The sequence below is a fragment of the Propionicicella superfundia DSM 22317 genome (assembly GCF_000423465.1).
In the GTDB taxonomy this organism is placed as follows: domain Bacteria; phylum Actinomycetota; class Actinomycetes; order Propionibacteriales; family Propionibacteriaceae; genus Propionicicella; species Propionicicella superfundia.
This window is the reverse complement of record NZ_KE384024.1, coordinates 27,927-52,305: the sequence shown is the minus strand read 5'-3', so window position 1 is coordinate 52,305 and position 24,379 is coordinate 27,927. Positions and strand designations below refer to the sequence as shown.

Genomic DNA, 24,379 nt, shown 5'->3' with positions numbered 1-24,379 from the left:
AGAGGAACCCACCGGCACCGTCGCGGATCGCGCGGGGCGGGCGGCGGGTCCGCGCGATCTGTCCGTGCGGGCTCGGTGCCCATGCACCAGGCCGGATGTCGCGCCCGGCGAGGCCGGGGACACGGAGGTCAGTTGGCGGGCTTGTCGTCGGCGGGGAGGGCTTGCGGCACCGACCTCCGGCGTGGGCCGCCCGGGTTCGCGGCCGGCTCAGACCACGATCCAGGACTGTTTCGCGTCGCTGATCCAGCGGCGGGCGCGTCCGAGCGCGTCCCGCGGGACGTATCCGGCCTGGAGGTCGGCCGCGGTCAGCGGCCGTCCGTCCACGAGGTCCGCGAGCGCCGCCGGGCCGTGGTCGGTGATCACCGGGCAGACCGAAAGCGCCCGGCGGGTCTTGTTGGCGCGCAGCGTGTCGACCACGTCGGCGGTGAAACCGGGCGCGACAACGACGAGGGGATGCTCGTCGAGGAGCGCAAGGACGGGCAGAAGCTCGCGCATCGCGGTGATCTCGTCGGACGAAACGAGCACGAGCGGGTCGTCCAGCACGGCCCAGCCGGTGGGGGAGTCGGTCGCGAACTCGCGCTGCGGGTAGCCGCCGGGGATGCGTGCGACCTCGGTCGTGTCGAGCCGGTCGTGTAGAGCCTTGCGCTGTTCGGCATTCAGGTCGGTGGACGGCGCACCGGCCGGCGACTGCCGCGATTCCGCGTCCGTGAGGTAGTGCGGGGCGGACGTCGCCGGATCCAGGCCGGGGATCTGCCGATCCGGCGGATTGCGCAGGGCCTCCTTCACGCGCGCGGCGGTCGTCCTGTCCCGCCGGTACGCGAGCACGAGGGCCGCGGCGCCGACGATGGCGAACACGATGAGACCGATCTGCCACGCCTCCATGACGAAAGCCTGCCACAGTGATGGGCGCGTCACCGGGGTTGGCGGACGCGCCTGCGCGGGGCGGGTCCCGAGATGCCGATCCCTCGCGTCCCCCGTAGGATGGGAGAGACGGGGCGTACCCCGGGGCCTCTAGCTCAATCGGCAGAGCAGCGGACTTTTAATCCGCGGGTTGTGGGTTCGATTCCCACGGGGCCCACTACTCGTGTCCCATACCTGCAGGGCGTTTCGCCCGGCGCTGGAGCGCCTGCGGTCCTGGTTCGGCCGGCGTCGTCGTGGCGGCCCGGTCCGGGTGATCGTGCGGGGTCGTGATCCTGAATCGGTGTCGTCGAACACCGGCGGCGAGCCCCGGGCGGTCGCTGCGATCGGCGGCGGGCAGCGCCACGGTGGTCGGCTCGCCGAAGTGCGGGCCCCGTCGGGGGAGGCACACCCCCCCGTGCGTGCCCGCCCGGCGTCCGCGTAGTGTGCAATCAGCACAGAGATAAATCAGATTCGTGCAATATGCATAGTCGATAGAGGTGATGGCCTCGATACCGTGAGCCTGTCCGTTTCCGAGTTCAAAGGACGCTCACATGGCCCGCACGCAGCATGCAGACGACTTCGCCCTCGCGCGAGTGACACCCTCAGCCCAGCGGCACTGGTTCGGTATCGCTGTCCAGAGATTCGGCCAGGTGTCCGCGCTGTCCCAGTTCCTTCTGGGTGCGACTCTCGGCTACAGCATGAGCTTCCTGAACGCCGTCCTGGCATTCCTGCTCGGCTCGATCATCCTCGAAGTGATCATGTGCGTGGTCGGCATCATCGGCCAGCGGGAGGGCCTCAACACCTCCTTGCTGGCGCGGTGGACGGGCTTCGGCGAGATCGGCGCGTCCCTCGTCGGCCTGGCGATCGCGGTGAGCCTCATCGGCTGGTTCGGCATCCAGAGCGCCATCTCGGCGGAGTCGCTCGATGCGCTCGTGCCGAACACCCTGCCCGTGTGGGCGTGGAGCCTGCTCTTCGGCCTCATCGTCACGGCCATCGTGGTGTTCGGGTTCGGAGGAATGCAGTGGCTGGCCAACGTCACCGTGCCGCTGTTCCTCATCCTCGTGGGCTGGTCGGTGATCTCCGAGCTTCAGAAGCACTCCCTGGCCGAACTGATCACGGCCGAGCCGGCGGGACCCGCGCTGTCGGTCTGGCAGGGCACCGGGATCGTCGCCGGCGGCCTGATCGTCGGCGCCATCATCACGTCGGACATGACACGGTTCAACCGGTCCGGCGCGGACGTCGTCAAGCAGACCGTCGTCGGCGTCTCGCTCGGCGAGTTCGTCATCGGACTGTCCGGCGTGCTGCTGGCCCTCGCCGTCCGAACGGACAACATCGTCGCCATCGTCACGTCGTCCATCGGTTTCGTGGGCCTGCTGATCGTCGTCGCCGGAACCCTGAAGATCAACGACTGGAACCTGTACTCGTCGAGCCTCGGCCTGGTCAACTTCATCTCGACGACGTTCAACAAGAATCTGCACCGGGTCGCGACTACGATCGTGCTGGGCGTGGTCGGATCGATCCTGGCAGCGGCCGGGATCCTGTCGATGTTCACGAGCTTCCTGACCGTGCTGAGCGTGGCGTTCCCGCCCATCGCCGGGATCATGGTGGCCGAATACTTCGTCGTCAAGAAGTGGCGCAAGGATCTCGACGCCTCGCGCTCCGAGGGCGTCCTCCCGGCCACCGCGCCGCGGTTCGTTCCCGCCACAATCCTGGTGTGGCTGGTCTCCTCGGTGTTCGGCTACTTCGTCACCTGGGGCATCCCCTCCGTGAACTCCCTGCTGCTGTCCATGATTCTGTACACCGTCGTCGGCAAGCTCGGCTGGGTGAAGGGCATCGGTGTGTCCCAGACCGTCGCCGGCTCGGAGCAGGAACTGGTTGCGCAAGGCTAGGCCGCAGCACCCGGCCCGGTCCTCACAGCCTCAGACAACGACGCACGGAAAAGGGAACTCAGCCTCATGCACATCGGTATCGACGTCGGCGGAACGAACACTGACGCCGTCCTCATGGACGGCCGGCGCACCCTCGCCGGAGTCAAACACTCCACCAGCGCGGACGTGACCAGCGGCATCGTCCGGGCCCTGGAGGTCCTTCACGATGCCCATCCGTTCCGCGGGGACCAGATCGTCGCCGTGATGATCGGCACCACCCACTTCATCAACGCCCTGGTCCAGGCCAAGGACCTGGCGCCCACGGCAGCGCTGCGGCTCGGATTGCCCGCCACGAAGGCGCTCCCGCCGATGGTCGACTGGCCCGAGGTGCTCCTGAAGGCCATCGGCGCCCGAACCTATCTCGCGCACGGCGGATACGAATACGACGGTCGCCCGATCTCGCCCCTCGATCCGCAGGAACTGCGCGAACACGCCGCCGACATGAAGGCCCACGGCATCCGCTCCGTCGCGATCTCCTCCGTGTTCAGCCCGGTCAACCACGACCTCGAGGTCACCGCGGCGGGGATCGTGGCGTCCGAACTCGGCCCCGACGTGGCCATCTCGCTGTCCCACGAGATCGGCCGCATCGGCCTGCTCGAACGCGAGAACGCGACGATCATCAACGCATCGCTGCGCGAACTCGCCTCCCGGATCGTCGACGGCCTCGCCGCGGCCGTCCGCGCGAAGGGCATCGCTGCGCCCATCTTCCTCAGCCAGAACGACGGCACGCTGATGGACGAGGACTACGTGCGCCGCTACCCGGTGGCCACGTTCGCCTCCGGTCCCACCAACTCGATGCGCGGCGCCGCCCTGACCAGCGGACTCGACATGTGTGCGGTCGTCGACGTCGGCGGGACCACGACCGACGTCGGGCTCCTGGTCAACGGCTTCCCGCGCGAGACCACCGCCGAGGTGAAGGTCGCCGGCATCAGGACGAACTTCCGCATGCCCGACGTCCTCTCCCTGGGCATCGGCGGCGGGTCCATCGTCGACACCGAGACCGGTGAGGTCGGTCCGGCATCGGTGGGGTACCGCCTGACGGAGGAGGCGCTCGTCTTCGGCGGGTCGACGCTCACGGCCACCGACATCGCCGTCGCCGCGGGGACGGCCTCGATCGGGGATCCCGCGAAGGTCGCCCACATCGACCGGCAGTTCGCCGAGAAGGTGCTGGCGCGCATCGCCGACAGGATCGCCGAGGCGGTCGATCGGATGCGCACGTCGCCCGACCCGATCCCCGTGGTCGCGGTGGGAGGCGGATCGATCCTGCTGCCGGCCGAGCTGCCCATGTCGCTGGGCGTGCATCGTCCCGAGAACTTCGCCGTCGCCAACGCGATCGGTGCGTCCATCGCCCAGGTCGGAGGCGAGATCGACAAGGTGTACGCGGTCACGCCCGGCCAGCGCGAGGAGACGCTGGACGCCGTCCGCGCCGAGGCGATCGACAAGGCGATCGCCGCCGGTGCAGCCCCCCGGAGCGTGACGATCGTCGACTTCGACGAGGTGCCCATCCCGTACCTCCCCGGCAACGCGACACGGATCAGGGTCAAGGCCGTCGGCGACCTCGCGATGGAGGATCCCCGATGACGGGCGCAATGACCGCGGACGTCATCGCGGACCTGGCTCGGGGCGCCGCCGTCCTGGGCACCGGGGGTGGCGGAGATCCGTACATCGGGGGTCTGCTGGCCCAGCAGGCACTCAGCACTCACGGCCCGGTGTCGACGGTGAGCCTCGGCGAGCTGCCGTCCGACTCCCTGGTGCTGGTCGTGGCGATGATGGGTGCGCCGACGGTCATGGTCGAGAAGCTCCCGAGCCTGGACGAGGTCGTGCGGCCCGTCGAGGCGCTGGCGACGTTCCTCGGCCGCCCGATCACCCACGTGGCGTGCGCCGAGGCCGGGGGGGTCAACTCGACCATCCCCGTGGCGGCCGCGGCCGCGCTCGGCGTGCCACTGGTCGACGGAGACGGCATGGGCCGGGCGTTCCCGGAACTGCAGATGGTGCTCCCGACCCTCTACGGCGTGACGACGTCTCCCTTCGCCTTCTCCGACGAGAAGGGAAACGTGGGAGTGCTCCGGACGATCAGCAATCACTGGACCGAGCGGATCGCGCGGGTGGCGGCCGTCGAGATGGGGTGTTCGATCATGATCGCCGGATTCCCGATGTCCGGCGACCAGGCCCGCGAGGCCCTCGTGCCCGATTCGCTCACCCACTGCCTGAGCATCGGCCGCGCCATTCGCCAGGCCCAGCAGGACAAGGCCGATCCGGTGGCCGCCGCGGCGGCCCTCCTGGGCGGGCGGGAGGTCTTCGCCGGGAAGGTCGTGGACGTCGAGCGCGGTACGACAGCCGGCTTCGCCCGCGGCACCGCGCGCATCGAGGGGACGTCGTCCACCGTGAGCCTGCACTTCCAGAACGAGCACCTCGTGGCGCGCACCGCCGACCAGGTGCTGGTGACCACTCCCGACCTCATCATCGTGCTCGAGCAGGATTCGGGAGAGCCGATCACGACCGAGGCGCTGCGCTACGGCCAGCGCGTGAGGATCGTCGCGGCGCCGAGCGACCCGCGCTGGCACGGGATCGAGGCCCTGAACATGGTCGGCCCCCGCTACTTCGGGTACGACATGCCGTCGGTCCGCTTCGACGGCCGGGTCGAGGAGTATCCCGAGGTGGCCCTGTGAGCTGGACGCTCAGCGCTGCGGATCTGCCCGATCTCGCGAGAGGCGCGACCCTGCTCGGCACGGGCGGCGGCGGAGACCCGTACATCGGGTCGAAACTCGTCGAGCGCGTCCTCGGCGATCGGGAGATCACCATTCTCGATCCCGACGACCTCGACGACGACATGTTCGTGATCCCCACGGCGCAGATGGGGGCTCCCACCGTGATGGTGGAGAAGATCCCGGCAGGCACCGAGCCCACCTTGGCCCTGCGCACACTGGAGGCCCACCTGGGACGCACCGCCGACGCGACGATGCCCATCGAATGCGGTGGCATCAACTCCATGATCCCCCTTGTCGTGGCCGCAGAGACGGGCCTGCCCGTCGTCGACGCCGACGGCATGGGCCGGGCCTTCCCGGAACTGTCCATGGAGACGTTCGCGGTCTACGGCGTCAACGGCTCGCCCCTGGCGCTGGCCGGTGAGCGGGGCGAGCAGGTCATCATCGACACCGGTGCCGACAACCGGCAGATGGAGTGGCTGGCCCGTGGGATCACGATTCGCCTGGGCGGGGTCGGGCACATCGCCGAGTACGCCATGACGGGCGCGGAGGTGAAGCGCACCGCTGTGCCCCGCACGATCTCGATGGCCCTCGACCTGGGGCGCGCGATCCGCATCGCCCGGGACCACCATCGGCCCGCGCTCGACGCGATCGCGGACACGCTGGCGCCCACGCTGTACCCGCACGTCCGGGAGCTGTTCACCGGCAAGGTCACCGACGTCGAGCGCCGGACCACCGAGGGGTTCGCGAAAGGCCGCGCGACGATCACCGCGTTCTCGACCGACGAGACGTGTGAGATCTCGTTCCAGAACGAGAACCTCATCGCGCGACGAGGCGGCGAGGTCGTCGCGATCGTCCCCGACCTCATCTGCGTGATCGAGATCGAATCGGGCGAGCCGATCACGACGGAGGGGCTGCGCTACGGCCAGCGGGTCCGCGTCCTCGGCATCTCGACGCCGGAGATGATGCGGACTCCGGACGCGCTCGCGGCGTTCGGGCCGGTCGCTTTCGGCCTGAGCGAGAGCTTCGTTCCGGTGGAGTCGCGCGACTGAGACCGATTCGGCGGGCCTCGCGGCGTCTCGAACGCTCCCCGTCTCGCACGCGCCCCACGGCCGGGGCTCACTAGGCTGGAACACGTGCCGACGATTCTCGAGGTCGCCGACGTGCCCGCATTGGCACGCGGCTACGAGTTGCTGGGCTCCGGCGGCGGTGGCACGACCTCGATCTACGAGCTGAACGCGCGGACCTCGACCCAGTGGCCGCGACCCGTCTTCGCCGTCGACGAGCTCGACCCCGCCACGCCTGTGGTCGCCATCGGCATGGCAGGCTCGGCGTTCCTGCTGACGGAACGGATTCCCGGCGAGGCACCGTTCGCCGATCTGATCAGCGCCGCCCACCGCTGGACCGGCACTCCGCCGGGCGCCGTGTGCTCGATCGAGGCCGCGGGTGTCAACGGGCTGGCCGGCCTGTCGCTGGCGCCGGAGCTGTCCTTCGTCGACGCCGACCTCATGGGTCGCGCCCTGCCTCGTATGGACCAGTTCTCGGTGTTCGTGGACCGGCTACCCGGCCTGGTGATCGCGTGCGGATCGGGCGCCGGTGGCGTCGTGGTGATGGAGACGAGCCGGCCCGAGGACGTCGAACAGGTGATGCGCACCGCCGTCGTCGCGGCCGGGGGCGTGTCGGGCGTCCTCGCTGCGGGCTTCTGTGTCGCGGACCTGGCTGAGCACGCCGTCGTCGGCACGAACATGCGGGCCCTGGAGCTGGGACGGGCGTTCCTGCGTCACCGCGACGCCTCCTGGGCCACGCTGGCCGAGCAGCTCGGAGGGGTTCTGCTCGGCTCGGGTCAGGTGCGCCAGATCGAGCAGGATGCGTCCGATCCGTTGAGCTCGACCATCGAGATCGACGGTGACGACGGCTGCGTCTGCCGGATCGTCGCACGCTCCGAATCGCTTGCCTTCATGAAGGACGGGGTCGTCGTCGCCGCGTCGCCCGAGGTGATCGTGATGGTGGAGCAGGTGTCCAGGAGGATCCTGCAGGTGGACGAGCTGTCCCGGCTCGCCGATGTCGCCGTCATCTCGCTCGCCGGCCCGGCATGGTGGTCCCAGCGGCCGCACCGGATCGCGAGAGTCCGCCCGAGCGCCTATGGTCTGGACGGTCTGGACCCGGTCGCCGTGCCGCCGGCGTCCCCGTCCCGCATCGCCGAGGACCCCGATGACTGAGCGCGACGCGCGATCGCCGCAGTCCCCGCTTCGCGGCTCGGCCGGGCGCGAGCCGTCACGGGCCGGGGTGGCGTCCCGCCTCGACCTGGCCGCTCTGATCGCCGGTCCCGACAACGGCGGGCTTCGGCTGGTGAGCGGTGACGGGACTGTGACGTGGACCGGCATGCGGATGGCGATCGCGGAGACCGGTCTGCCGACGGTCCGCGTCGGGGCCGTGGCCATTCTGATGTCCCCTCCGCCGACGGCCTCGTGGCAGCAGGACGCACTGATCCGCCGCGTGTCCGACAAGGGGTACTCGGTTCTCGCCCTGCCGGAGACGGCGCTCCTGACGGAGAGCGCCCTGCGGCTGGCCGCCCGGCTGGGGCTGGCTGTGGTCCATGTCGACTCTCCCGTGCAGCTCGCCCTGACCTGCTGGCAGCTCGAGGAAGGCCGGGACGCCCTCACTCTCAGCTACGTGCGCAAGGTCGCCCAGTCGATCAAGTACCGGGCCACCAGCCTGCTCGACCTTCTGCGGCATCTGTCGTCGAGCGTCGGCCACGGCCTCGCCCTGGTCGACCCGTTCGGCGCCCTGATCGAGGTGGGCGGGACCCTGCCGCCCGAGGTTCATGCCGCGATCGACTTCTCGACGTGGCTGGACATCGTGTCCCTGCCCGCGGGCGGCGCGGCGTCGGTGGAGGTGCATTCCGGTCGGGACAACCTGCGGATCGCGTTCTTCGGCCCCCGGCTGAGCCCCGCGCAGCTCGCGGCGCTGGGCGTTGCGGCCGAGGTGGCCATGCCGGCCGTGGCGGCGCGGTTCCTCATCGACGAGGTCAACGACGTGTCCGACACGGCGATCTCGTCGGGGCTGCTGCGCGACTTCCTCGAGCAGCACGGGAATCCCGATCCCGACCTTGAGCAACGCATGCTGGATCGCGGGTGGCGGATGTCGGGGCACCACCTGGCGTTCCGGTGCGTCGGGCGTGGACGGGTCGACAATCTGCATCTGCTGACGCTTGTCGTCCGCGAGCTGGCGAACCACCCGGTCGAGTCCCACGCCACGACGTCCGGCAGGGGGATCACCGGCTGGCTGACGTTTCCCGGCCCCCCGAGCCCCGCGTCGGTCGAAGCCCACGTCGCGGCGCTCCGTGCACTTCACACGGCGGTGCGGCGGTCGGCCAACATCGCCACGGGCCTCGGAACGGTCGAGGTCGGGGGCAGCGGGCTGGCGACGTCCGTCGCCCGGGCGGTGGAGGCGTGCCGGCTCGCCGCGAATCGATCGTCCACGGGCTGGTTCGTCCGCACCGACACCTTGGGCATCGAGCAGTTGATGCTGTCCTGGGCGTCGTCGGATACCTTCATCCCCATGGCGCGGTCGCTCCTCGCCCCCCTGGTCGACGCCGGACCGGATCTCCTGTCCACTCTCGCCGCCTATCTGGATCACGAGTCCGCCATCGCGGCGACGGCTCAGGAGCTGGGGCTTCACAGGAACACCGTCACGGCGCGCATCGCCCGTGCGCAGGACCTCCTGGCCCTCGACCTCGACGATCCGGAGACGCGCATCGCCGTGCACCTCGCATGCCGCGTGCTTCGCGCGGCGAACGCCGCCGAGTAGCGTCCGCCGCCAGGACGCGCCGAGCGCTCCGCAACTGCCGGTTTCCGGCAGGTTTCCGGCAGTTCGGGAGCGCTCGGCGGAGCGGAGCGGCAGGTTGGGAGCGCTCGGCGGGCGGGTGCGCTACCCGGCGGGGCTCACGAGGACCGCCGCCGCGGAGTGGAGGCTGAGCTCGACCGGCGCGCCACCGACATCCACGTGGATCGCGGATGCGGCGTCATGCCTGCTGACGACCTGCAGGTGGGTCCCGACCACGATCCCGTGACCTTCGAGATACCGGAGGATGTCGGGCGACCGATCCGAGACGCGCACGACCTGGACGTCGGCTCCCGGCATCGCCTCGGTGAGCAGCTCGCTCCGCGACGCGGGGACATTGCCATGGACGTCCGGGATGGGATCGCCGTGGGGGTCTTTCTCCGGGTGGCCGAGCACCTCGTCCATGCGGGCGAGCACGAGCTCGGAGACCGCGTGCTCCAACTGGTCCGCCTCGTCGTGCACCTGATCCCAGGACAGACCGAGTTGCTCGTGGAGGTAGGTCTCGATGATGCGGTGGCGTCGCACGATCTCGACGGCGACGACGCGTCCGGCCTCGGTCAACCCGATCCGCCCGTACGGTTCGTAGTCGATGAATCCACCCTGCGCGAGTTTCTTGAGGTTCGCCGAAACCGTCGAGGCGGTCACTCCCAGGCGGGCGGCCAGATCCGTGGTGGTCGGCTCCGGACCCGGCCACTCATAGGCCTTCCAGATGAGGGTCACATAATCCTCGACCACTCGAGTGATCGCACGGTGCGGCATTTCACCCACTCTAGTTGCGGCCCGTCGTCGAGGGTGCCGCCTCCCGAACCGCAGGAACTCGTCGGAACGGCGCGGCGAGCGTCGGGAGGATATCTTGCCGATGCGCGATGAGGAACCCCAGCGCGAGCACGGCGTGAATGGAGCTGAGGACGTACCGGCCCGTCGTATCCGTGACGAAGAACTGCGCGCCGAAAAGGACGGCGAGACCGACGCCTGACCACCAATGGAACCGCAGCGCGAGGATGATCGCCACGCCGAGGAGGGTCTGGGTCGCGGTGAGCACGAATTCCTCGATCTGGCGGGCGTCCAGCATGAGCTCCAGCGGACCGCCGCCGACGAAGTGCGCCAGGGGGAGCGATCCGACCAGCAGGCTCCACTGGTTCACCTTCGACGCGATGAGAGTGCCGATCGCGGCGGGGCCCATGCCCCGCAGGGCGAACATGACGGCGATGATGAACTCGGGCGCCTCCGAGGCCAGCGGCGCGAGCCATTGGACCAGGAAGTAGCTGTCGATCCCCAGCGCCGATCCGGAGCCGACGAGCGCCTCGGCGAACGGCTCCGCCGACAACAGGATGACCACCGCCGACGTGACGAACAGCGCCGCGACCGTCCAGCGCCGCGGACGGGTGGGCATGTCGGCGATCAGCGCGGCGGCCCCGACGAACTCGTCCTCACCGTCGTCCCGGGTCTGACCGGCGCGCCACAGGTAGAGCGCGAACAGCGCGATGAGCACCACCCCGAACCACACGGGAATGGCTCCGAGAAGCGGGATCGCGAACGCGACAATGGCGAGGACGGCCAGGAACCCGACGTCCAGCCGGCTCTCGCGCGGCAACTGGAGGAAGTGCGGCGCCTTCTTCCCCTGCGCGGTGGCGGTCCGGCGCGCGACGAGCATCGCGACGATCAGGACCAGCGGCCAGCCGAAGCCGAGCAGGAGCCGGTTGGAGCCGGTCATGTTGGCTGCGGCGAAGTGCAGGTACGCGGGGTCGGACCCGGACCGGAACGCGTAGTACAGATCGACCGCGTATTCCGGCAGCACGGCGATGAGCGCCAGCAGCGCGATCGCGAGGGTGCCGGAGATGTCCTTCTGCGCGGCCTCTGCCGCCCACGCGAGCAGGAACGCAGCGGCCACGACGGCCGCTCCGAACACGAGCATGTCGATCACGGGAGCCAGGCGGATCCCGGATGCGCGAAGCCCCAGGGCGGGCGCCGCGATCGCGAGACACAACAGGATGCGGCGGACGAGTGCAGCAGGCATTGGCTTCCTTCTCCAGTGCCGCAGGCCGGCGCAGGACTCCGGCCACGACAAAAGGCCGAAGGTCTCGCTCGCCCCACGATGTGGGGTGTTACGCCGGGCAGTCCATAATGACCGCCAGTATGTCGACGCACCGCATTCGAACTCACGGTTCGAACGGAACTACTCCCCTTCGCCGCAAGGCTGTCCCATCGCCGTGGGGTGTGTCTACGCACAACTCAGAGTTAGACGCGTCACACAATCCGGGTGTCGAATCCACAACGCCTGTGTCGTGGGGATTCGGGCACATGCCGAGGGCGCCGACCGGCGCCGGAAATGCGTCGCCGGCGGGTTTCGGGAGCGATCGCCGGAACCGCCCGCGCACGGGGACGACGACGGGAACCGGGTCCGCTGACGATAGCCTGTGGGGCGGACCGGCAGGCGCGGTCGGGCGCGATCGGCGCGCCCCGCGCAGGACGCGATCGCGGGCGCCGGTCGATCGAGAGGAGCGGGATGGTTCGCAAGGCGGTCTTCCTCGACGTGGACGGCACACTGCTGAACGAGCACGCGCAGGTGCCCGCCAGCGCGGCACGGGCCGTGCGCGAAGCGAGGGCGTGCGGCCATCGTGTCTTCCTGTGCACCGGCCGCTGCATGGCCGAACTGTGGCCCGGGATCCGCGACATCGGTTTCGACGGATACATCTTCGGAGCCGGCGCGTACGTCCAGGTCGGTGACGAGGTCGTCGCCCACCGCGTCTTCGCCGACGCGGACGTCCGGCACGCCATCGAGTTCTTCGGATCGCACGGCACCGACATCTACCTCGAAGCCAACGACGTGATCTACGCGACCGCCGAGACGCGATCCAGGCTGCGCCGCCAGGTCCTCGGAAACGCGGCCACGGCCGAGGTCGCCGCGGAGATGCGGGGCGGCCCGTTCCGCTTCCTCGACCACATCGTCGACCCCGGACCGCTGCCCGGGCAGATCATGAAGATCATGTACTTCGGCGCCGATGTGTCCGCGGACGCCATCCGTGCGGAGTTCGCGGGCACGATCGAGGTGCTCCCGTCGTCCACGGACCTTCTCGGCGCCGGCAGCGGGGAACTGATGATCGCGGGCGTCCACAAGGCCATCGGCATGCACGCGGCGATCGCGCACCTGGGCGTGGACCGCGTCGACACCATCGCGATCGGGGACAGCTACAACGACCTCGAGATGCTGGAGGAGGCCGCCGTCGGGATCGCGATGGGCAACGCGCCCCGCGCCGTCATGGACGTCGCAGACGAGGTCACGGCCACCCCCGACGAGGACGGACTGTGGCTCGCCTTCCTCCGCCACGGACTCGTCTCCGAGTCCTCCGCGACCGCATATTGCAGTCCCGCAATTTTGCAGTAATGTAACTCCGCTGCCCAGGTCGGGTCGCGGAGGAGGTTTCGATGTCTGTCGCGGTGAGCGAGGCGGGCCAAGAGATCGTCGAGGGCGAGTCTCGGCCGCTCATGAGCAAGCGCCAGGTGACGTTCGTCATCTACGGGCTCATGGCCGGGATGTTCCTGAGCTCCCTCGATCAGACGATCGTGGGCACGGCGATCCGGACCATCGGCGACGACCTGCACGGACTCGACCAGCAGGCGTGGGTGACGACGGCATATCTCATCTCCGCCACGGTCACCACGCCGCTGTACGGCAAGCTGTCCGACCTGTTCGGGCGCCGCCCGCTGTTCCTCCTGAGCATCAGCATCTTCATCGCGGGCTCGCTCCTGTCGAGCTTCTCCACCTCCATGCTCATGCTCGCCGGCTTCCGCGCCTTCCAGGGCCTCGGCGCGGGCGGCCTGATGTCCTTGCCACTGGCGATCGTCGGCGACATCCTCGCTCCCCGCGAGCGCGCCAAGTACCAGGGCTTCTTCCTGGCCGTGTTCGGGGTGTCGGCCGTCCTCGGCCCCCTGTTCGGCGGCCTGTTCGCCGGCAGCGGCGAGATCCTCGGAATCACCGGCTGGCGCTGGGTGTTCCTGATCAACGTCCCCGTCGGGATCGTGGCCCTGCTCATGGTGTTCGCGTTCCTGCACATCCCCCATTTCGCCCGCGATGCCCGCCCGCGGATCGACTGGTGGGGCGCCTCGCTGGTCGTCGGCACGCTCACGCCGCTGCTGCTCGTCGCGGAGCAGGGACGTGAATGGGGCTGGACGTCGGTGGCCGCGATCGCCTGCTACGCGATCGGTGGAGCCGGGCTGCTCGCGTTCATCCTGGTCGAGCGGGCGATGGGCGCCGACGCGATCATCCCGATCCGGCTGTTCGGCTCGGGTGCGTTCTCGATGACGACGGTGCTGAGCGTGCTCATCGGCTTCGGCATGTTCGGGGCCATGCTGACCATCCCGCTGTACCTGCAGATCGTCGAAGGCCTCACACCGACGGAATCCGGGTTCGCGACGCTGCCCATGATGGCCGGGCTGATGATCGCGTCGATCGGCACCGGGCAGATCGTGATGCGCACCGGCAAATACCACGTCTTCCCGGTGTCCGGCACGCTCACGACGTCCATCGGATTCTTCATCCTCACCGCCATCTCGATCGACAAGCCGCTGTGGTTCATGATGATCGCGATGTTCGTGATCGGGCTGGGCCTCGGCCAGCTCATGCAGACCCTGACGCTGTCGGCGCAGGCGTCGGCGCCCGCCCGGGACATCGGCGTGGCCACCAGCTCCGCCACCTTCTTCCGGCAGATCGGCGGCACCCTCGGAACCGCTGTCCTCCTGTCGGTCCTGTTCAGCGTCCTGCCGGGCAACGTCACGACCTCGTTCTCCGACAAGGCCACCCTGACCGCCGCCCTGGACGCCGCGCTCGACCCCGCGGTCGCCGCGGCCCCCGAGAACCAGGCGGTCATGGAGAAGATGTGGACGCCGATCACCGAACAGGTCAGGACGCAGGTCGACCAGAACCTCGCCACGGCCACCCAGGAGGTGCGAACCAAGGTCACCGCGGCGGTGAAGGAGCAGGTGTCCGCCGCGGTCCATGCCAACGCGGCCAAGGGCGCCGCGCAGCTCGCGGACGGCGTCTCGTCCCTGAGCATCGGACTCGACAAACTGCAGTCCGGCACGGAGCAGTACGTCACCGGCGTGGCGAGGATCAGCACCGGTGCGCAGCAGCTCGCGACGGGCGCGTCGTCTGCGGCGACGGCGTCCGCGCAGGTCAGCTCGGGTGCCAGCCAGTTGTCGACAGGGCTGTCGCAGGCCAGCAGCGCCGGTGCGACGGCCGCACGCGAGGCCGAACGGGCGACGACCGACTTCACCGCCGTGCAGACGGCGCTGGCGGATCTGTCGGCCGATCAGCAGACGTGCCAGTCCGGTGACAGCACCGCGTGCACGAAGCTCACCGCAGATCAGTCGGCGCTCCAGACGGCCATGAAAGAGCTCGGGACGAGCGTGTACACGACCAGCGCGTACCTCAACGGCGCGAACGGCACGACGGGGCTCGCCAGCGGGCTGTCGTCGCTGGAGGGCGGCGCGAAGTCGTTGTCCACCGGTACGGCGCGACTCCGTTCGGGGCTGCAGGAGCTGTCGACCGGAGCCTCCCAGCTCGCCTCGGGCGCATCGACCGCGGCGTCGGCGGGCACGGGCCTCTCGGAGGGCGCGGCACAGGCGGCGTCCGGCAGTCGGAAGCTGACCGCCGGTGCGACGCAACTGTCCCAGGTGGACAAGGTCATCGACCAGAAGGTCGCCGAACTCACCCCGGCGGCGTTCGCGAAGGCGTTGCAGGCGGCCGCCGATGAGCAGCATCTCAGCGTGGTCGACGGCAGGCTCGCCGTGGACTGGAGCGATCCGGCCCAGCGCGCCGCCATCGTCGAGCAGGTCGCGCCGAAGCTCATCGAGGGCATCGGCTCCGGCGACGGGACGACGGAGGTCCAGACCGACACGAGCGACACGTCGTTCCTGAACGGGGCCGACGCCCGCCTCACCAGGCCGTTCATGGTCGGCTTCACCCAGTCGGTCGTCACCGTGTACTGGATCGGTCTCGGCGTGATGCTCGCGGCGTTCGTCCTCACCTGGTTCTTCCGCGTGCCCCCGCTGCGTTCACGTTCGGCGCTCGAGGAGCGGGCGGAGGCCGCGGGCCGGGCAGGCGACGGCCCGGACGACCCGGTGGCGGATGCCGCGGCGGACACCGGAGCGAAGGATGACTGAGACCACCGCCGACGGCACCTGCGACTCCTGGCGCGAACGCAAGAAGCAGGTGAGGCGTCGCGCGATCCACGAGGCGGCGCTGCGCCATGCCGTCGAGCGGGGTCTCGACGGCATCACCGTGGAGGAGATCTGCGCCGAGGTCGGCATCTCGCCACGGACGTTCTTCAACTATTACCCGAGCAAGATCGCGGCGGCCTTCGACCTCGTCGACGTGGAGATCGGCGACGAGGCGCGGGCCCGCTTCCTGGCCGGTGGCGACACGGTCATCGCGGACACGTGCGTCCTCGTCGCGAGCACGTTGCGGCTGCCCGCCGACTACGCGGCGATCAAGGTGCTGTTCCGCAAGCGGCCCGAACTGACCGCTGCGCTCTGGCAGCAGATGCAGCGCCGCAGGAAACCCCTGGTGGACCTCATCGAGCAGCGCACCGGGGATCAGCACGCCGCCGACCTGGCCTTCGGGATCGTGACATCGGCGATCTACGCGGCCGTGCGGCGTCCCGGCGCGGCGTCGCCGGACAACCTCGTCCAGCGGATGCTCGCCGAGATCGCCGCGATGCAGGAGCTCATCTCGGGGCACGTCGGCTGAGCTGGGCGCACCGGATGAGCGGGAGCGCCCGGTGGTCGTCTACCTGTGCCGACCCCAGATCCGGTCGAAGAAGGTCGGCGACAAGGCCACGAGGACGGCGACCACGACGAGCGTGATCCAGACGGACGGCGACGCGTGGCAGCGACGGGTGCGGGCTTTCTCGGACATCGGGATTCTCCTTGGTGTGTCGGTGGCGAGGGCGGATGCGGCGGAGCCGCTGCGGAGAGGAACGCCCGGAGTCGCGAGCGAACCTCTGACGCGCGTGACGGTCAGATCTTGAGGAACCACCTGTCCTCGGCGCAGGCCTTGATGACCTGCAGCATCCGGGTCTGCATCACGCCGGAGGACCAGCCCCACATGAGCCCGGCCACGATCCCGGCCTGGAGCTTGTTCACGATGACCCCCCAGGCGGTCGAGCGGGTCACGAACCGGGTGCGGTCGCCGGGGAGCGGTTCGAGGAAGAAGCCCCAGGTCCATGCGAAGTCGCTCATTCCTGCGGGGATCCAGGCGATGGCTCCGTCCTGGGTCGGGGGTTTGCGGGAGTCCGAGAGGCCGACGATGTGCTTTCCGGGTTCGTGGAGGACGATCTCGTGCCCGATCCCCTGCTGACCGTAGAAGCACCAGTCGCCGGTCGTGGTGTCCTGCCACCGCGCCTGGGGCGTGTAGGTGTTGTGTATGAGGAAGTGGACCGCTCTCTCGAAGAGCGAGAAGCTGTAGAAGCCGGCCTTGTCCTGCCCCAACTGGTTGATGAGCGGCCAGACCTTCTCGGGCGGGGCGTCGATCTCGATCGCCATGGTGGTGGTCGATGCCCCTTCGTCGGTGAGGAGTTCGTCTCCCGGGTACGGACCCTCGGCGTCCTCGGGGGCGACCAGGTACTGCTTCGCGTACCGGGTGAACCCCATGACGGCCGCCACGGGCGCGGCGACCGCTGTGGCGGCGACGAGGCGTCCGTCGCACTCGATCTTCATCTCGCTGAATCCTCCTCTCGGCGCCCAGCGGGCGGCGGAGCTTCCCGCCGCAGCCGGCTGCTGCGCCTGAACGTGTGCGCGGCGTCGTCGCCTGCACGTCGGTGGCCTCCAGCCTAGAGGCTAACTGTGACAAATGCTCCAGTTTTCGTCTTCGCGCGGGGAGGCGTCGGGCCCGCCTCCGCCCCGACCGGCTAGATTTCGAACAACCCGACGGGAGCAGGAGGTCGCGATGGCGTCGCGCCGCGAGCAGGTGCAGCGGACCCGCAGGCTGGTGCTGGACGCCTTCGCGGGACTGCTCGTCGACGTCCCCTACGAAGAGATCCGGGTCGGTCGGCTGGCGGAGCGCGCCGGGGTGTCCAGGCAGAGCTTCTACCGGCTCTTCGGGACGAAGGACCGTGTCCTCACGGCGTACTTCGAGCGCCTGTTCGACGAGTTCGAGGCGGAGGCGCTGCGCCATCGGGGCGAGGGGGCGAACGCGCCCTATCGCGCTCTGTTCGGCACGCTGGGCGCTCATGCCCACGAACTGCGGGTCTTCGGCCAGCCGCGGCTGCGAGGGATCCTGTTCGAAGCCCTGTGGCACTACCAGGCGCGCCTCCTCGAACACGCGCCCGGGGAACGCGCCGCCGCGCCGGAACCCCACGGCGGAACGGCGCTCGTGACATACCAGAGCGGGGGGATCGCGGCCCTGGCCATGGAGTGGATCGAGCGCGGGATGGTCGTTCCCGCCGGCGAGGTGGCCGATCTCGCGGCCGACGCCGCAGTCGCGTTCCGCGATCGCCCCGAGTACCTGCCGGCGCTGCTCGCCCGCCGGCAGGCGGCCCTCGGCCCCGGGGCCGACGACGCGGGGACCGGCTGACCGCTCGGACGCCGCCCGTGCTCGGAACGCACCCCGCCCGGTCGGCCCGCGGACGGCCCGTGGCGGCGGACGCATCGCGCGACGCCGAGGCACTGCGCGTCGGAACGCGCGCCGTCCGGGGGACCATTTCGGGCGGCGGTCCCCCGGACGACGGTCGGGGAATCGGCTCCCGGATGATCTGCGGTCATCCATGAGCGGGAGCCGGAGGTCGGTGATCCGACGAAGAGTCACGACTCGACGTGTGCTGTGCGTTCCTTTCTCTCGCGGTGCCGGCCGTCCCCCGGTACGGCTGGGCATGGTCCGGACCGGGGGACGATGGTTCGATGCCCTACGCGACGCCCTGGAATCGGGAGATCGCGGGGAACACGTCGGTCTTCAGCGCCTTGTAGGTGTTGCGGAAGATGCCGAAGATCTCGTCGTACGTCTCGACGTTCTCGGGGATCGGGTCCCACCGGTCCGCGACATGGACCATGTTCCCGATCGCCTCGTGAACATCGGAGTAGATGCCGACGCCCATCGCCGCGAGGATCGCAGCCCCCAGGGCCGTGGCCTCGGACGTCTCGACCGTCTCGACCGGGCCGTTGTAGATGTCGGCCTGGATCTGGTTCCACAGCGGTGAGCGCGCGGCGCCACCGGTGACCCGGTAGTACTTGAAGTCGGGAAGGCCGCCCTGCTTGAGCGCCTCCAGCATGTCACGCATCTCGAACGCGATGCCCTCCATGGCGGCTCGGACCAGGTCTCCCTTGTCGTGGGCGAACGTCATGCCGACGAAGGCCGCACGGGCGTAGGAGTCGTAGTACGGGCAGGCGGCTCCGGCCAGCCAGGGCAGGAAGATCGCCCCCTTCGCGCCGGGGGGCGAGCCCTCGGCGGACCTCGTGAAGAGGTCGTAGACATCGGCCGAGATGACCGACGCGGTCGTCCGCTCGAGCTGCCCGATCGAGTCGCGGAGCCAGCGGAACGCGGACGCGGCCGCACTCGCGTGCCCCTCCATCTGCCAGTGCCCGGTCCCGGGGTGGCCGAGGATGTGGTTGGCGCCCTCGGGATGGCGGATCGGCTTGGAGGAGTAGCCGATGCACAGGCCGGCCGTGCCGAGGCTGACCGAAGCCAGACCCTCCTCGGCGTTGCCGACGCCGATCGCGCCGCACTGCTGGTCGCCGGACCCGAGGATGAGAGGCGTCCCGGCCAGCAGGCCGGTCAGGCTCGCGACCTCGGGAGTCACCGTCCCGACCTGGGTTCCCGGCCGGTAGTTGTTGGGGTACTTCGCGACGTCGACGCCGAAGATCTCGGCGATCCGCTCGTCGTACTCGAACGTGTCCGCGTTGGCGATCTGCCACCAACCCGCGTCGGTGTTGTCGTCGTACCAGTCGTCCTTGGCCCCGTAGGCGCGCAACAGCATCGCCTGGGGCGTGATGAACGTGTCGGTCTTCTCGTACAGCTCCGGGAAGTGCTTCTTGTACCAGTAGATCTTCGACGACGGCGGGACGGCGCTGATCGGGAACCCCGTGATGTTGTACAGGTCCATCTCGGTCATGCCGTTGGCGGCGAGACGCTCGCGCATCCACGGGATCATCTCCGTGCCGCGCAGGTCCTGCCAGATGAAGATGTGGCTCAGGTACTGCCCGTTCGCGTCGACCGGGACGCAGGTGGAGCGCATGTTCGTGAAGCTGATCGCAGCGATGTCGGCCGGGTCGATGCCGGACTTCTCGATCGCCGTCTTCGTGGATCGATACGCGAGGTTCACAACGTCCTCGGCGTCCTGCTCGACCCAACCTGGCTGCGGGAACCGCGTCGGTGTCTCGAAGTAGGCGCTGCCCACCTCTTTGCCCTCGGCGGTGAAGATGACGGTGCGGGCACCCGTCGTGCCGGCATCCGTTCCTACTACGTACGTCTTCTCCATGTGAATCTCCCCTTCCGGAGGAGGTTTGAGCCACGCAGCGCGAGCGTCGTTACTCGTGCGTGGACCGATGCGGGATCGTCTCTGACCCCGCCGCCGGGGCTGCCACCCCGGCATCTTCCGGTGTGGGGCGCGTCGTCGGTGGCGTGCCCCACACCGAGGTGTCGGCCAGAGCCGACGGGGAAGTGCCTCAGCCGAGGTTCGCCGGAGCGTAGATCTGCTCCAGGAGGGGCAGGTCGTCCAGGATCGCGGGGCCGGACCGCGTGCCGATGAGGTCGGCGCCCGCCAGGAGGCAGCCCAGAGCGATCGAGGACGTCCAGAACGCGCCCGTCCCCGCGACCTTCACGCCGACCGACTCCGGGACGGAATCGCGCATCAGCTTGACGGTCCGGAGGGAGGGCCCGCCGTGGCGACCGGTGGAGCTCTTGATGTACGTCGCGCCGGCATCGGTGACGCACTTGGCTGCGGCGACGATCTCGTCGTCGGTGAGCAGCGCGGCCTCGATGATGATCTTGGTCTTGATCGCAGGCCCGGCGAGGGCCACGACGTCCTTGATCTCGGTCGTGACGAGATCGTAGTTCCCGTCCTTGAGCGCGCCGACGTCGATGACCAGATCCAGCGCCTCGGCGCCGCGTTCGATCATGTCGGCGGCCGCCGCCTTCTTGACGGCGGGGGTGCCGCTGCCGAAGGGGAAGTCGAGAACGACGCTCGGTGCCACGTCGACGCCCTTGAGCCCCTCGGCCACCAGCGAGAGGTAGTTCGGGTTCACGCAGAAGGAGTTGTAGAGATCGCGCTTGCACACCTCGATTCCCTCGAGGATGTGCGCCGTGGTGGTATCGGGATGGAGGATCGAGAAGTCGATGTGCTTCGCGAGCGAAGCGCGTGTGAGTTGTTCGCCTCGTACCTTGATCATTGTCGTCCTGCTTTCTGTCTTGAGGTAGGTTCTGGGTTCTCGCTCAGTTGCCGTAGACCTCGCGCCCACCGTTGACGTCAACGGTGATGCCGGTCACATAGCGGCTCTCGTCGGAGACGAGGAAGAGCACGACGCCTGCGATGTCCTCGGGCTCGGCGACCCTGCCCATGGGTATGTCCTTGACGAAGTCCTCGATCTTCCGCGGGGAATCGGGGTGGTTCCCCAGGGGCGTGTTGGAGATGCCGGGGCAGATCGTGGTGACGCGGATGTTGTCCTTGACCCAGCGCCGCGCCGCATACTTCGAGAGGCTGATCACGCCGCCCTTGGACGCCGTGTAGTGGGGGCCGCCGAAGCTTGAGCCGGACTTCGCCGACGACGAGGAGATCTGCACGATCCGTCCGCCGCCCGAGGCCTTCATGTAGGAGTGCACTTCGCGCAGGGTGTAGAAGCAGCCGGTGAGGTCGACCCGCACGACCTGGTCCCACTCCTCATCGGTGCAGGTCTCGATGGGGCTGAACTTGATGAGCGCGGCGCCGTTGACCAGGATGGTGATCTTCCCTGTCCGGTCGTTGACCTCCTTGAACGCCCGTTTGACGTCCGCCGAGTCGCCGATGTCGATGCGCACCGCGAATGCGTCTCCACCTTCGGCGCGAATCGATTGAGCGGTTTCCTCGGCCCCCGTGGCGTTGAGGTCGGCGCACGCGACGACCGCCCCGTTTCTGGCCAGTTTCAGGGCGATTCCTCGGCTGAGGCCGGAGGCCGCTCCCGTGACGACGGCGACGTCGCCGGCCAGTCGTTGACTTTCTTGAGCCATGAGTCACACCTTTCAGTCTTTTCATCCAGTTCGGTTCGACGCGTGGCCGGGCGTGGAAGGGGCTCCGTCGGAGCAGTCCCTTCCGGGGGCCCGGCCTGCATGGGCCTGGATGGAGGAAGGACTCGCGACGAGCGGCGTGACCGGGTCATGCCGATGCGAGGGGCCGTCGAGACCTTGTGACTCACGGATCCTCCTCGATCGCGGGTACCTCTCGCATCAGATGACGCGAGCATGCTCAGAACGGTATCTAATGATCATGGGAGTGTCAAATGTTGTCTCGGGAGTCGTGGCGGCAGGTTCGACGTCGGCGGAGCCCAAGCATTGTGGGCTTCTGGGTCATATGGCCTCGCGGGCCCGGGCGGTGGTGAGCGGGGTCGGTGCGACTCCGCCCCGCCTCCGTGCGGGGCGAGGGCGAACCCCAGGATGGATCGGATGCGGGTCGCAGCCCGGCCCATGCCGTGTCCGGGGGCTTGGGGTCCGAACGCGGTATTCCCGGGCGGAGCATGGCTGCTGTCTCTATCGGGATGCCGGTGGAGAGATGTCGGTTCGGTCCCAACACCCTGCTGGACGGTTCCCGGATCGCCGGGTGATATCGTCGGCTCGTCATCCGGCTGTTGGTGCCCTCGCCTGCCGCATCGCTCAGAGAAATGGAGACAGCGTGTTCATCTCCCCCGCTCGCGTGTGCTACCTCTATTATGACAAGGGTCTCACCCAGCAGCAGATCGCGAGCCGACTGGGGATCAACCGCTTGCGTGTATCACGTATCCTTCGGCAGGCGCGCAGCGACGGCACAGTTTCCGTGAACATCAATTTCCACGGTTTTTTTCCTGAGATGGAATCCGCGCTGAGAATCTTGCGTCGGAATGTCCAGTTCGTTATCTGCGATCCGTTGGACGGTTCGGTCGAAGAGGCGCGCCACTCGATAGCCGCGACCGCCGCCGATTACCTGGCTGTTGCTCTGGCGGCTGACGAGAAGGTCGCCATCGGGTGCGGGCGCACGCTGCGGGAGACGGCGGACTTCATCTCAGCCGATTTTCCACAGGCACAGTTCATTCCGCTGATCGGGGGGCAAGAGGGGCTGGGGCTGGACGTTCACGCCAACTCGATCGCCGAGGTGCTGGCCGAACGGACCGGCGGGACGGCCCGCAGGGTCTTCAGCCCGGCGCTTGCCAACAGCGAGGAGGAGCGGGCGGTGCTGAAGGGCACGCCGTCGATCTCGGCGACGCTGGAGGCCGCTGCCGCGGCCGGGACCTGCCTGTTCAGCGTCGAGGACCCCACGCTGCCCGACAGCACGCTGAGCCTCGCCGGGTACCACACGACCGACGACATCGAGGTCCTGCGCTCCGAGGGCGCGATCTGCGACGTCTTGTCGATCAGCTTCCTGAACGCCGAGGGGGAGAACTGCGGGCGAGCGGTCTCGGGACGGTCGGTGTCGATCACCGACGAGCAGTTCCGGGCCATTCCGCGCAAGATCTGCATCGCCGGGGGCAGGACCAAGCACAAGGCCGTCGCGATCGCGCTCAAGCTCGGGCTGATCGACGTCCTCGTGACCGACGCCGAGACGGCCGCGTACATCCTGGGCGAGGAAGGACTGTCCGAGGAGCCGTGGATGAAGGCCAACGGGCGCTGATTCCTGCGCCGTCCCTCACTCGGTGATCAGGAGCACCTTGCCGGTCGTCGCGCGGGATTCCAGCTCCCGGTGGGCCGTCGCGACGGATGCGAGGGGGAACCGGGCGCCGATCCGGACGTTCAGCGTCCCGGCCAGCACCGCGGCGAACAGGTCGCCGGCGCGTGAGCGCAGCTCCTGCGTCGTGGCCGTGTAGTCCCCCAGCGTGGGGCGGGTCACGTACAGCGATCCGCCGGCGCTCAGGCGCTGCAGGTCGAACGGGGGCACCTGTCCGCTGGACCCGCCGAACAGCACGAGCGTGCCCCGCCGCCGCAGGCAGGCGAGAGAGGCGTCGAACGTCGCGCGGCCGACCCCGTCGTACACCACCGAGACTCCGCCTCCGGCGGCTTTCCGCACCAGAGGCGGGAGTTGCTCGGTGAGGTTGTCGAGCCGGTCGTAGCGGATGACCTCGACCGCGCCGGCCGCACGGGACAACTCCTCCTTCTCGTCCGTCGACACGGTCGTGATGACCCGGCCGCCGCGTGCCGTGGCGAGCTGGGTGAGCAACAGCCCGACCCCGCCCGCGCCCGCGTGCAGGAGGACGACGTCCCCGGGCTGGACGGTGTAGGTGGAGTGCGTCAGGTAGTGAGCCGTCATGCCCTGCAGCGGGAGCGCCGCAGCGACATCGGGATCGACGCCGGCCGGGACGAGGAGCGCCCGTTCGGCGGGCACGGCGACGAGTTCGGCGTACGACCCCGGAGCATCCGACCAGGCGACTCGATCGCCGGGTGCGATGCCGGAGACGTGCTCACCCACCGCCTGTACGACCCCGGCGCCTTCGCTGCCGACGATGTGCGGGAACGGCATGGGGTAGACCCCGGCGCGCCGATAGGTATCGATGAAGTTGACGCCCGCAGCGGACGTCCTGACGAGCACGTCGCCGGGACCAGGGGTCGGGTCGGGGACGTCGACCAGGGCGAGAACCTCGGGTCCGCCCGCTTCGCGGGCCTCCACTGCGCGCATGGCGCCGACCCTATCCGCCGATTGCAGCGGCGTCAGCAGGGGTCACAGCGTGACCCGTGGGCCGCACTGCCCGTCGAGACAGCACCGCCGGACAGTGTGGAGGGTTGTTGTTGGTAGTCCAACATGAACCCTCCACGCTGTGGTTGTCCACAGGGGTTGGGGTGTGGGGGTTCGGGAGGTC

Annotated in this window: 20 protein-coding genes and 1 tRNA gene; 12 read left to right on the top strand and 9 right to left on the bottom strand. The window is 69.1% G+C overall.

Features of this window, described 5'->3' with window-relative positions:
• Positions 1-207: 207 nt before the first annotated feature.
• The gene (locus G555_RS0116560) at positions 208-882 is read right to left on the bottom strand and encodes a TCP-1/cpn60 chaperonin family protein (RefSeq protein ID WP_028709712.1); all 675 of its coding nucleotides are present in this window, start codon (positions 880-882) and stop codon (positions 208-210) included.
• A gap of 123 nt (positions 883-1,005) precedes the next feature.
• Between G555_RS0116560 and G555_RS0116555 the strand changes: the two genes are divergently transcribed.
• The 7 genes from G555_RS0116555 to G555_RS0116525 all read left to right on the top strand — a co-directional run bounded on the left by G555_RS0116555 (position 1,006) and on the right by G555_RS0116525 (position 9,343).
• A tRNA-Lys gene (locus tag G555_RS0116555) sits at positions 1,006-1,078 on the top strand.
• Positions 1,079-1,451: 373 nt separating this feature from the next.
• Positions 1,452-2,789 carry a purine-cytosine permease family protein gene (locus G555_RS0116550; RefSeq protein ID WP_028709711.1) on the top strand — a complete coding sequence of 446 codons (1,338 nt, stop codon included), beginning with the start codon at positions 1,452-1,454 and terminating at the stop codon, positions 2,787-2,789.
• A 66-nt stretch (positions 2,790-2,855) separates the two neighbouring features.
• Entirely contained in the window at positions 2,856-4,409 is a 1,554-nt protein-coding gene (locus tag G555_RS0116545; RefSeq protein WP_028709710.1) for a hydantoinase/oxoprolinase N-terminal domain-containing protein, read from the top strand.
• Entirely contained in the window at positions 4,406-5,497 is a 1,092-nt protein-coding gene (locus tag G555_RS0116540) for an S-methyl thiohydantoin desulfurase family protein (protein WP_028709709.1), read from the top strand. The genes G555_RS0116545 and G555_RS0116540 overlap by 4 nt, the downstream gene beginning before the upstream one ends.
• Entirely contained in the window at positions 5,494-6,585 is a 1,092-nt protein-coding gene (locus tag G555_RS0116535; protein ID WP_028709708.1) for an S-methyl thiohydantoin desulfurase family protein, read from the top strand. Before G555_RS0116540 ends, G555_RS0116535 begins: the two co-directional genes overlap by 4 nt.
• An 84-nt stretch (positions 6,586-6,669) precedes the next feature.
• On the top strand, positions 6,670-7,752 hold the full coding sequence (locus G555_RS20830) for an S-methyl thiohydantoin desulfurase domain-containing protein (RefSeq protein ID WP_211223303.1): 1,083 nt from the start codon (positions 6,670-6,672) through the stop codon (positions 7,750-7,752).
• Complete coding sequence (locus G555_RS0116525; protein WP_211223302.1) at positions 7,745-9,343, top strand: PucR family transcriptional regulator; 1,599 nt, start codon at positions 7,745-7,747, stop codon at positions 9,341-9,343. Before G555_RS20830 ends, G555_RS0116525 begins: the two co-directional genes overlap by 8 nt.
• Before the next feature lie 120 nt (positions 9,344-9,463).
• On the opposite strand, the gene G555_RS0116520 is transcribed toward G555_RS0116525, so the two are convergent.
• Both G555_RS0116520 and G555_RS0116515 read right to left on the bottom strand, forming a co-directional pair.
• A complete protein-coding gene (locus G555_RS0116520) occupies positions 9,464-10,135 on the bottom strand; it encodes a metal-dependent transcriptional regulator (protein ID WP_028709706.1) in 672 nt (223 codons plus the stop codon).
• Positions 10,136-10,145: 10 nt separating this feature from the next.
• Positions 10,146-11,393: a sodium:proton exchanger gene (locus G555_RS0116515; RefSeq protein WP_028709705.1), complete on the bottom strand. Its 1,248-nt coding sequence runs from the start codon at positions 11,391-11,393 to the stop codon at positions 10,146-10,148.
• A gap of 489 nt (positions 11,394-11,882) precedes the next feature.
• Between G555_RS0116515 and G555_RS20825 the strand changes: the two genes are divergently transcribed.
• The 3 genes from G555_RS20825 to G555_RS21560 are packed head-to-tail and all read left to right on the top strand — an operon-like array spanning position 11,883 to position 16,124.
• Positions 11,883-12,761: a Cof-type HAD-IIB family hydrolase gene (locus G555_RS20825; RefSeq protein WP_051209528.1), complete on the top strand. Its 879-nt coding sequence runs from the start codon at positions 11,883-11,885 to the stop codon at positions 12,759-12,761.
• Between the two features lie 41 nt (positions 12,762-12,802).
• Positions 12,803-15,538, top strand: a complete 2,736-nt coding sequence (locus G555_RS21565) for an MDR family MFS transporter (protein WP_051209525.1) — start codon at positions 12,803-12,805, stop codon at positions 15,536-15,538.
• Positions 15,531-16,124, top strand: a complete 594-nt coding sequence (locus G555_RS21560; RefSeq protein ID WP_051209523.1) for a TetR/AcrR family transcriptional regulator — start codon at positions 15,531-15,533, stop codon at positions 16,122-16,124. Before G555_RS21565 ends, G555_RS21560 begins: the two co-directional genes overlap by 8 nt.
• A gap of 39 nt (positions 16,125-16,163) precedes the next feature.
• Here the strand turns inward: G555_RS21560 and G555_RS23270 are convergent, their stop codons facing one another.
• Positions 16,164-16,292: a hypothetical protein gene (locus G555_RS23270; RefSeq protein ID WP_281168211.1), complete on the bottom strand. Its 129-nt coding sequence runs from the start codon at positions 16,290-16,292 to the stop codon at positions 16,164-16,166.
• 101 nt (positions 16,293-16,393) lie between these two features.
• A complete protein-coding gene (locus G555_RS0116490; RefSeq protein ID WP_028709704.1) occupies positions 16,394-17,092 on the bottom strand; it encodes a hypothetical protein in 699 nt (232 codons plus the stop codon).
• Between the two features lie 229 nt (positions 17,093-17,321).
• Here G555_RS0116490 and G555_RS21555 point away from each other — a divergent pair, with 229 nt between their 5' ends.
• Positions 17,322-17,948 carry a TetR/AcrR family transcriptional regulator gene (locus G555_RS21555; RefSeq protein ID WP_051209521.1) on the top strand — a complete coding sequence of 209 codons (627 nt, stop codon included), beginning with the start codon at positions 17,322-17,324 and terminating at the stop codon, positions 17,946-17,948.
• 328 nt (positions 17,949-18,276) lie between these two features.
• Here the strand turns inward: G555_RS21555 and G555_RS0116480 are convergent, their stop codons facing one another.
• The 3 genes from G555_RS0116480 to G555_RS0116470 form a co-directional block, all read right to left on the bottom strand.
• Entirely contained in the window at positions 18,277-19,845 is a 1,569-nt protein-coding gene (locus tag G555_RS0116480) for an FGGY-family carbohydrate kinase (RefSeq protein ID WP_036923611.1), read from the bottom strand.
• Positions 19,846-20,032: 187 nt separating this feature from the next.
• Complete coding sequence (gene deoC / locus G555_RS20805; RefSeq protein ID WP_051209518.1) at positions 20,033-20,755, bottom strand: deoxyribose-phosphate aldolase; 723 nt, start codon at positions 20,753-20,755, stop codon at positions 20,033-20,035.
• Between the two features lie 43 nt (positions 20,756-20,798).
• Entirely contained in the window at positions 20,799-21,569 is a 771-nt protein-coding gene (locus tag G555_RS0116470; protein ID WP_028709702.1) for an SDR family NAD(P)-dependent oxidoreductase, read from the bottom strand.
• A 658-nt stretch (positions 21,570-22,227) separates the two neighbouring features.
• Here G555_RS0116470 and G555_RS22695 point away from each other — a divergent pair.
• Positions 22,228-23,199 carry a sugar-binding transcriptional regulator gene (locus G555_RS22695; protein ID WP_169337948.1) on the top strand — a complete coding sequence of 324 codons (972 nt, stop codon included), beginning with the start codon at positions 22,228-22,230 and terminating at the stop codon, positions 23,197-23,199.
• Between the two features lie 15 nt (positions 23,200-23,214).
• On the opposite strand, the gene G555_RS0116460 is transcribed toward G555_RS22695, so the two are convergent.
• A complete protein-coding gene (locus G555_RS0116460; protein WP_028709700.1) occupies positions 23,215-24,198 on the bottom strand; it encodes a quinone oxidoreductase family protein in 984 nt (327 codons plus the stop codon).
• Positions 24,199-24,379: the final 181 nt, after the last annotated feature.

Excerpts from the sequence above, each read along its gene's own strand:
- G555_RS0116560 (WP_028709712.1), bottom strand. The coding sequence starts at position 882 with ATGGAGGCGTGGCAGATCGGTCTCATCGTGTTCGCCATCGTCGGCGCC.
- G555_RS0116550 (WP_028709711.1), top strand. The coding sequence starts at position 1,452 with ATGGCCCGCACGCAGCATGCAGACGACTTCGCCCTCGCGCGAGTGACA.
- G555_RS0116545 (WP_028709710.1), top strand. The coding sequence starts at position 2,856 with ATGCACATCGGTATCGACGTCGGCGGAACGAACACTGACGCCGTCCTC.
- G555_RS0116540 (WP_028709709.1), top strand. The coding sequence starts at position 4,406 with ATGACGGGCGCAATGACCGCGGACGTCATCGCGGACCTGGCTCGGGGC.
- G555_RS0116525 (WP_211223302.1), top strand. The coding sequence starts at position 7,745 with ATGACTGAGCGCGACGCGCGATCGCCGCAGTCCCCGCTTCGCGGCTCG.
- G555_RS0116520 (WP_028709706.1), bottom strand. The coding sequence starts at position 10,135 with ATGCCGCACCGTGCGATCACTCGAGTGGTCGAGGATTATGTGACCCTC.
- G555_RS0116515 (WP_028709705.1), bottom strand. The coding sequence starts at position 11,393 with ATGCCTGCTGCACTCGTCCGCCGCATCCTGTTGTGTCTCGCGATCGCG.
- G555_RS20825 (WP_051209528.1), top strand. The coding sequence starts at position 11,883 with ATGGTTCGCAAGGCGGTCTTCCTCGACGTGGACGGCACACTGCTGAAC.
- G555_RS21565 (WP_051209525.1), top strand. The coding sequence starts at position 12,803 with ATGTCTGTCGCGGTGAGCGAGGCGGGCCAAGAGATCGTCGAGGGCGAG.
- G555_RS21560 (WP_051209523.1), top strand. The coding sequence starts at position 15,531 with ATGACTGAGACCACCGCCGACGGCACCTGCGACTCCTGGCGCGAACGC.
- G555_RS23270 (WP_281168211.1), bottom strand. The coding sequence starts at position 16,292 with ATGTCCGAGAAAGCCCGCACCCGTCGCTGCCACGCGTCGCCGTCCGTC.
- G555_RS0116490 (WP_028709704.1), bottom strand. The coding sequence starts at position 17,092 with ATGAAGATCGAGTGCGACGGACGCCTCGTCGCCGCCACAGCGGTCGCC.
- G555_RS21555 (WP_051209521.1), top strand. The coding sequence starts at position 17,322 with ATGGCGTCGCGCCGCGAGCAGGTGCAGCGGACCCGCAGGCTGGTGCTG.
- G555_RS0116480 (WP_036923611.1), bottom strand. The coding sequence starts at position 19,845 with ATGGAGAAGACGTACGTAGTAGGAACGGATGCCGGCACGACGGGTGCC.
- deoC (WP_051209518.1), bottom strand. The coding sequence starts at position 20,755 with ATGATCAAGGTACGAGGCGAACAACTCACACGCGCTTCGCTCGCGAAG.
- G555_RS0116470 (WP_028709702.1), bottom strand. The coding sequence starts at position 21,569 with ATGGCTCAAGAAAGTCAACGACTGGCCGGCGACGTCGCCGTCGTCACG.
- G555_RS0116460 (WP_028709700.1), bottom strand. The coding sequence starts at position 24,198 with ATGCGCGCAGTGGAGGCCCGCGAAGCGGGCGGACCCGAGGTTCTCGCC.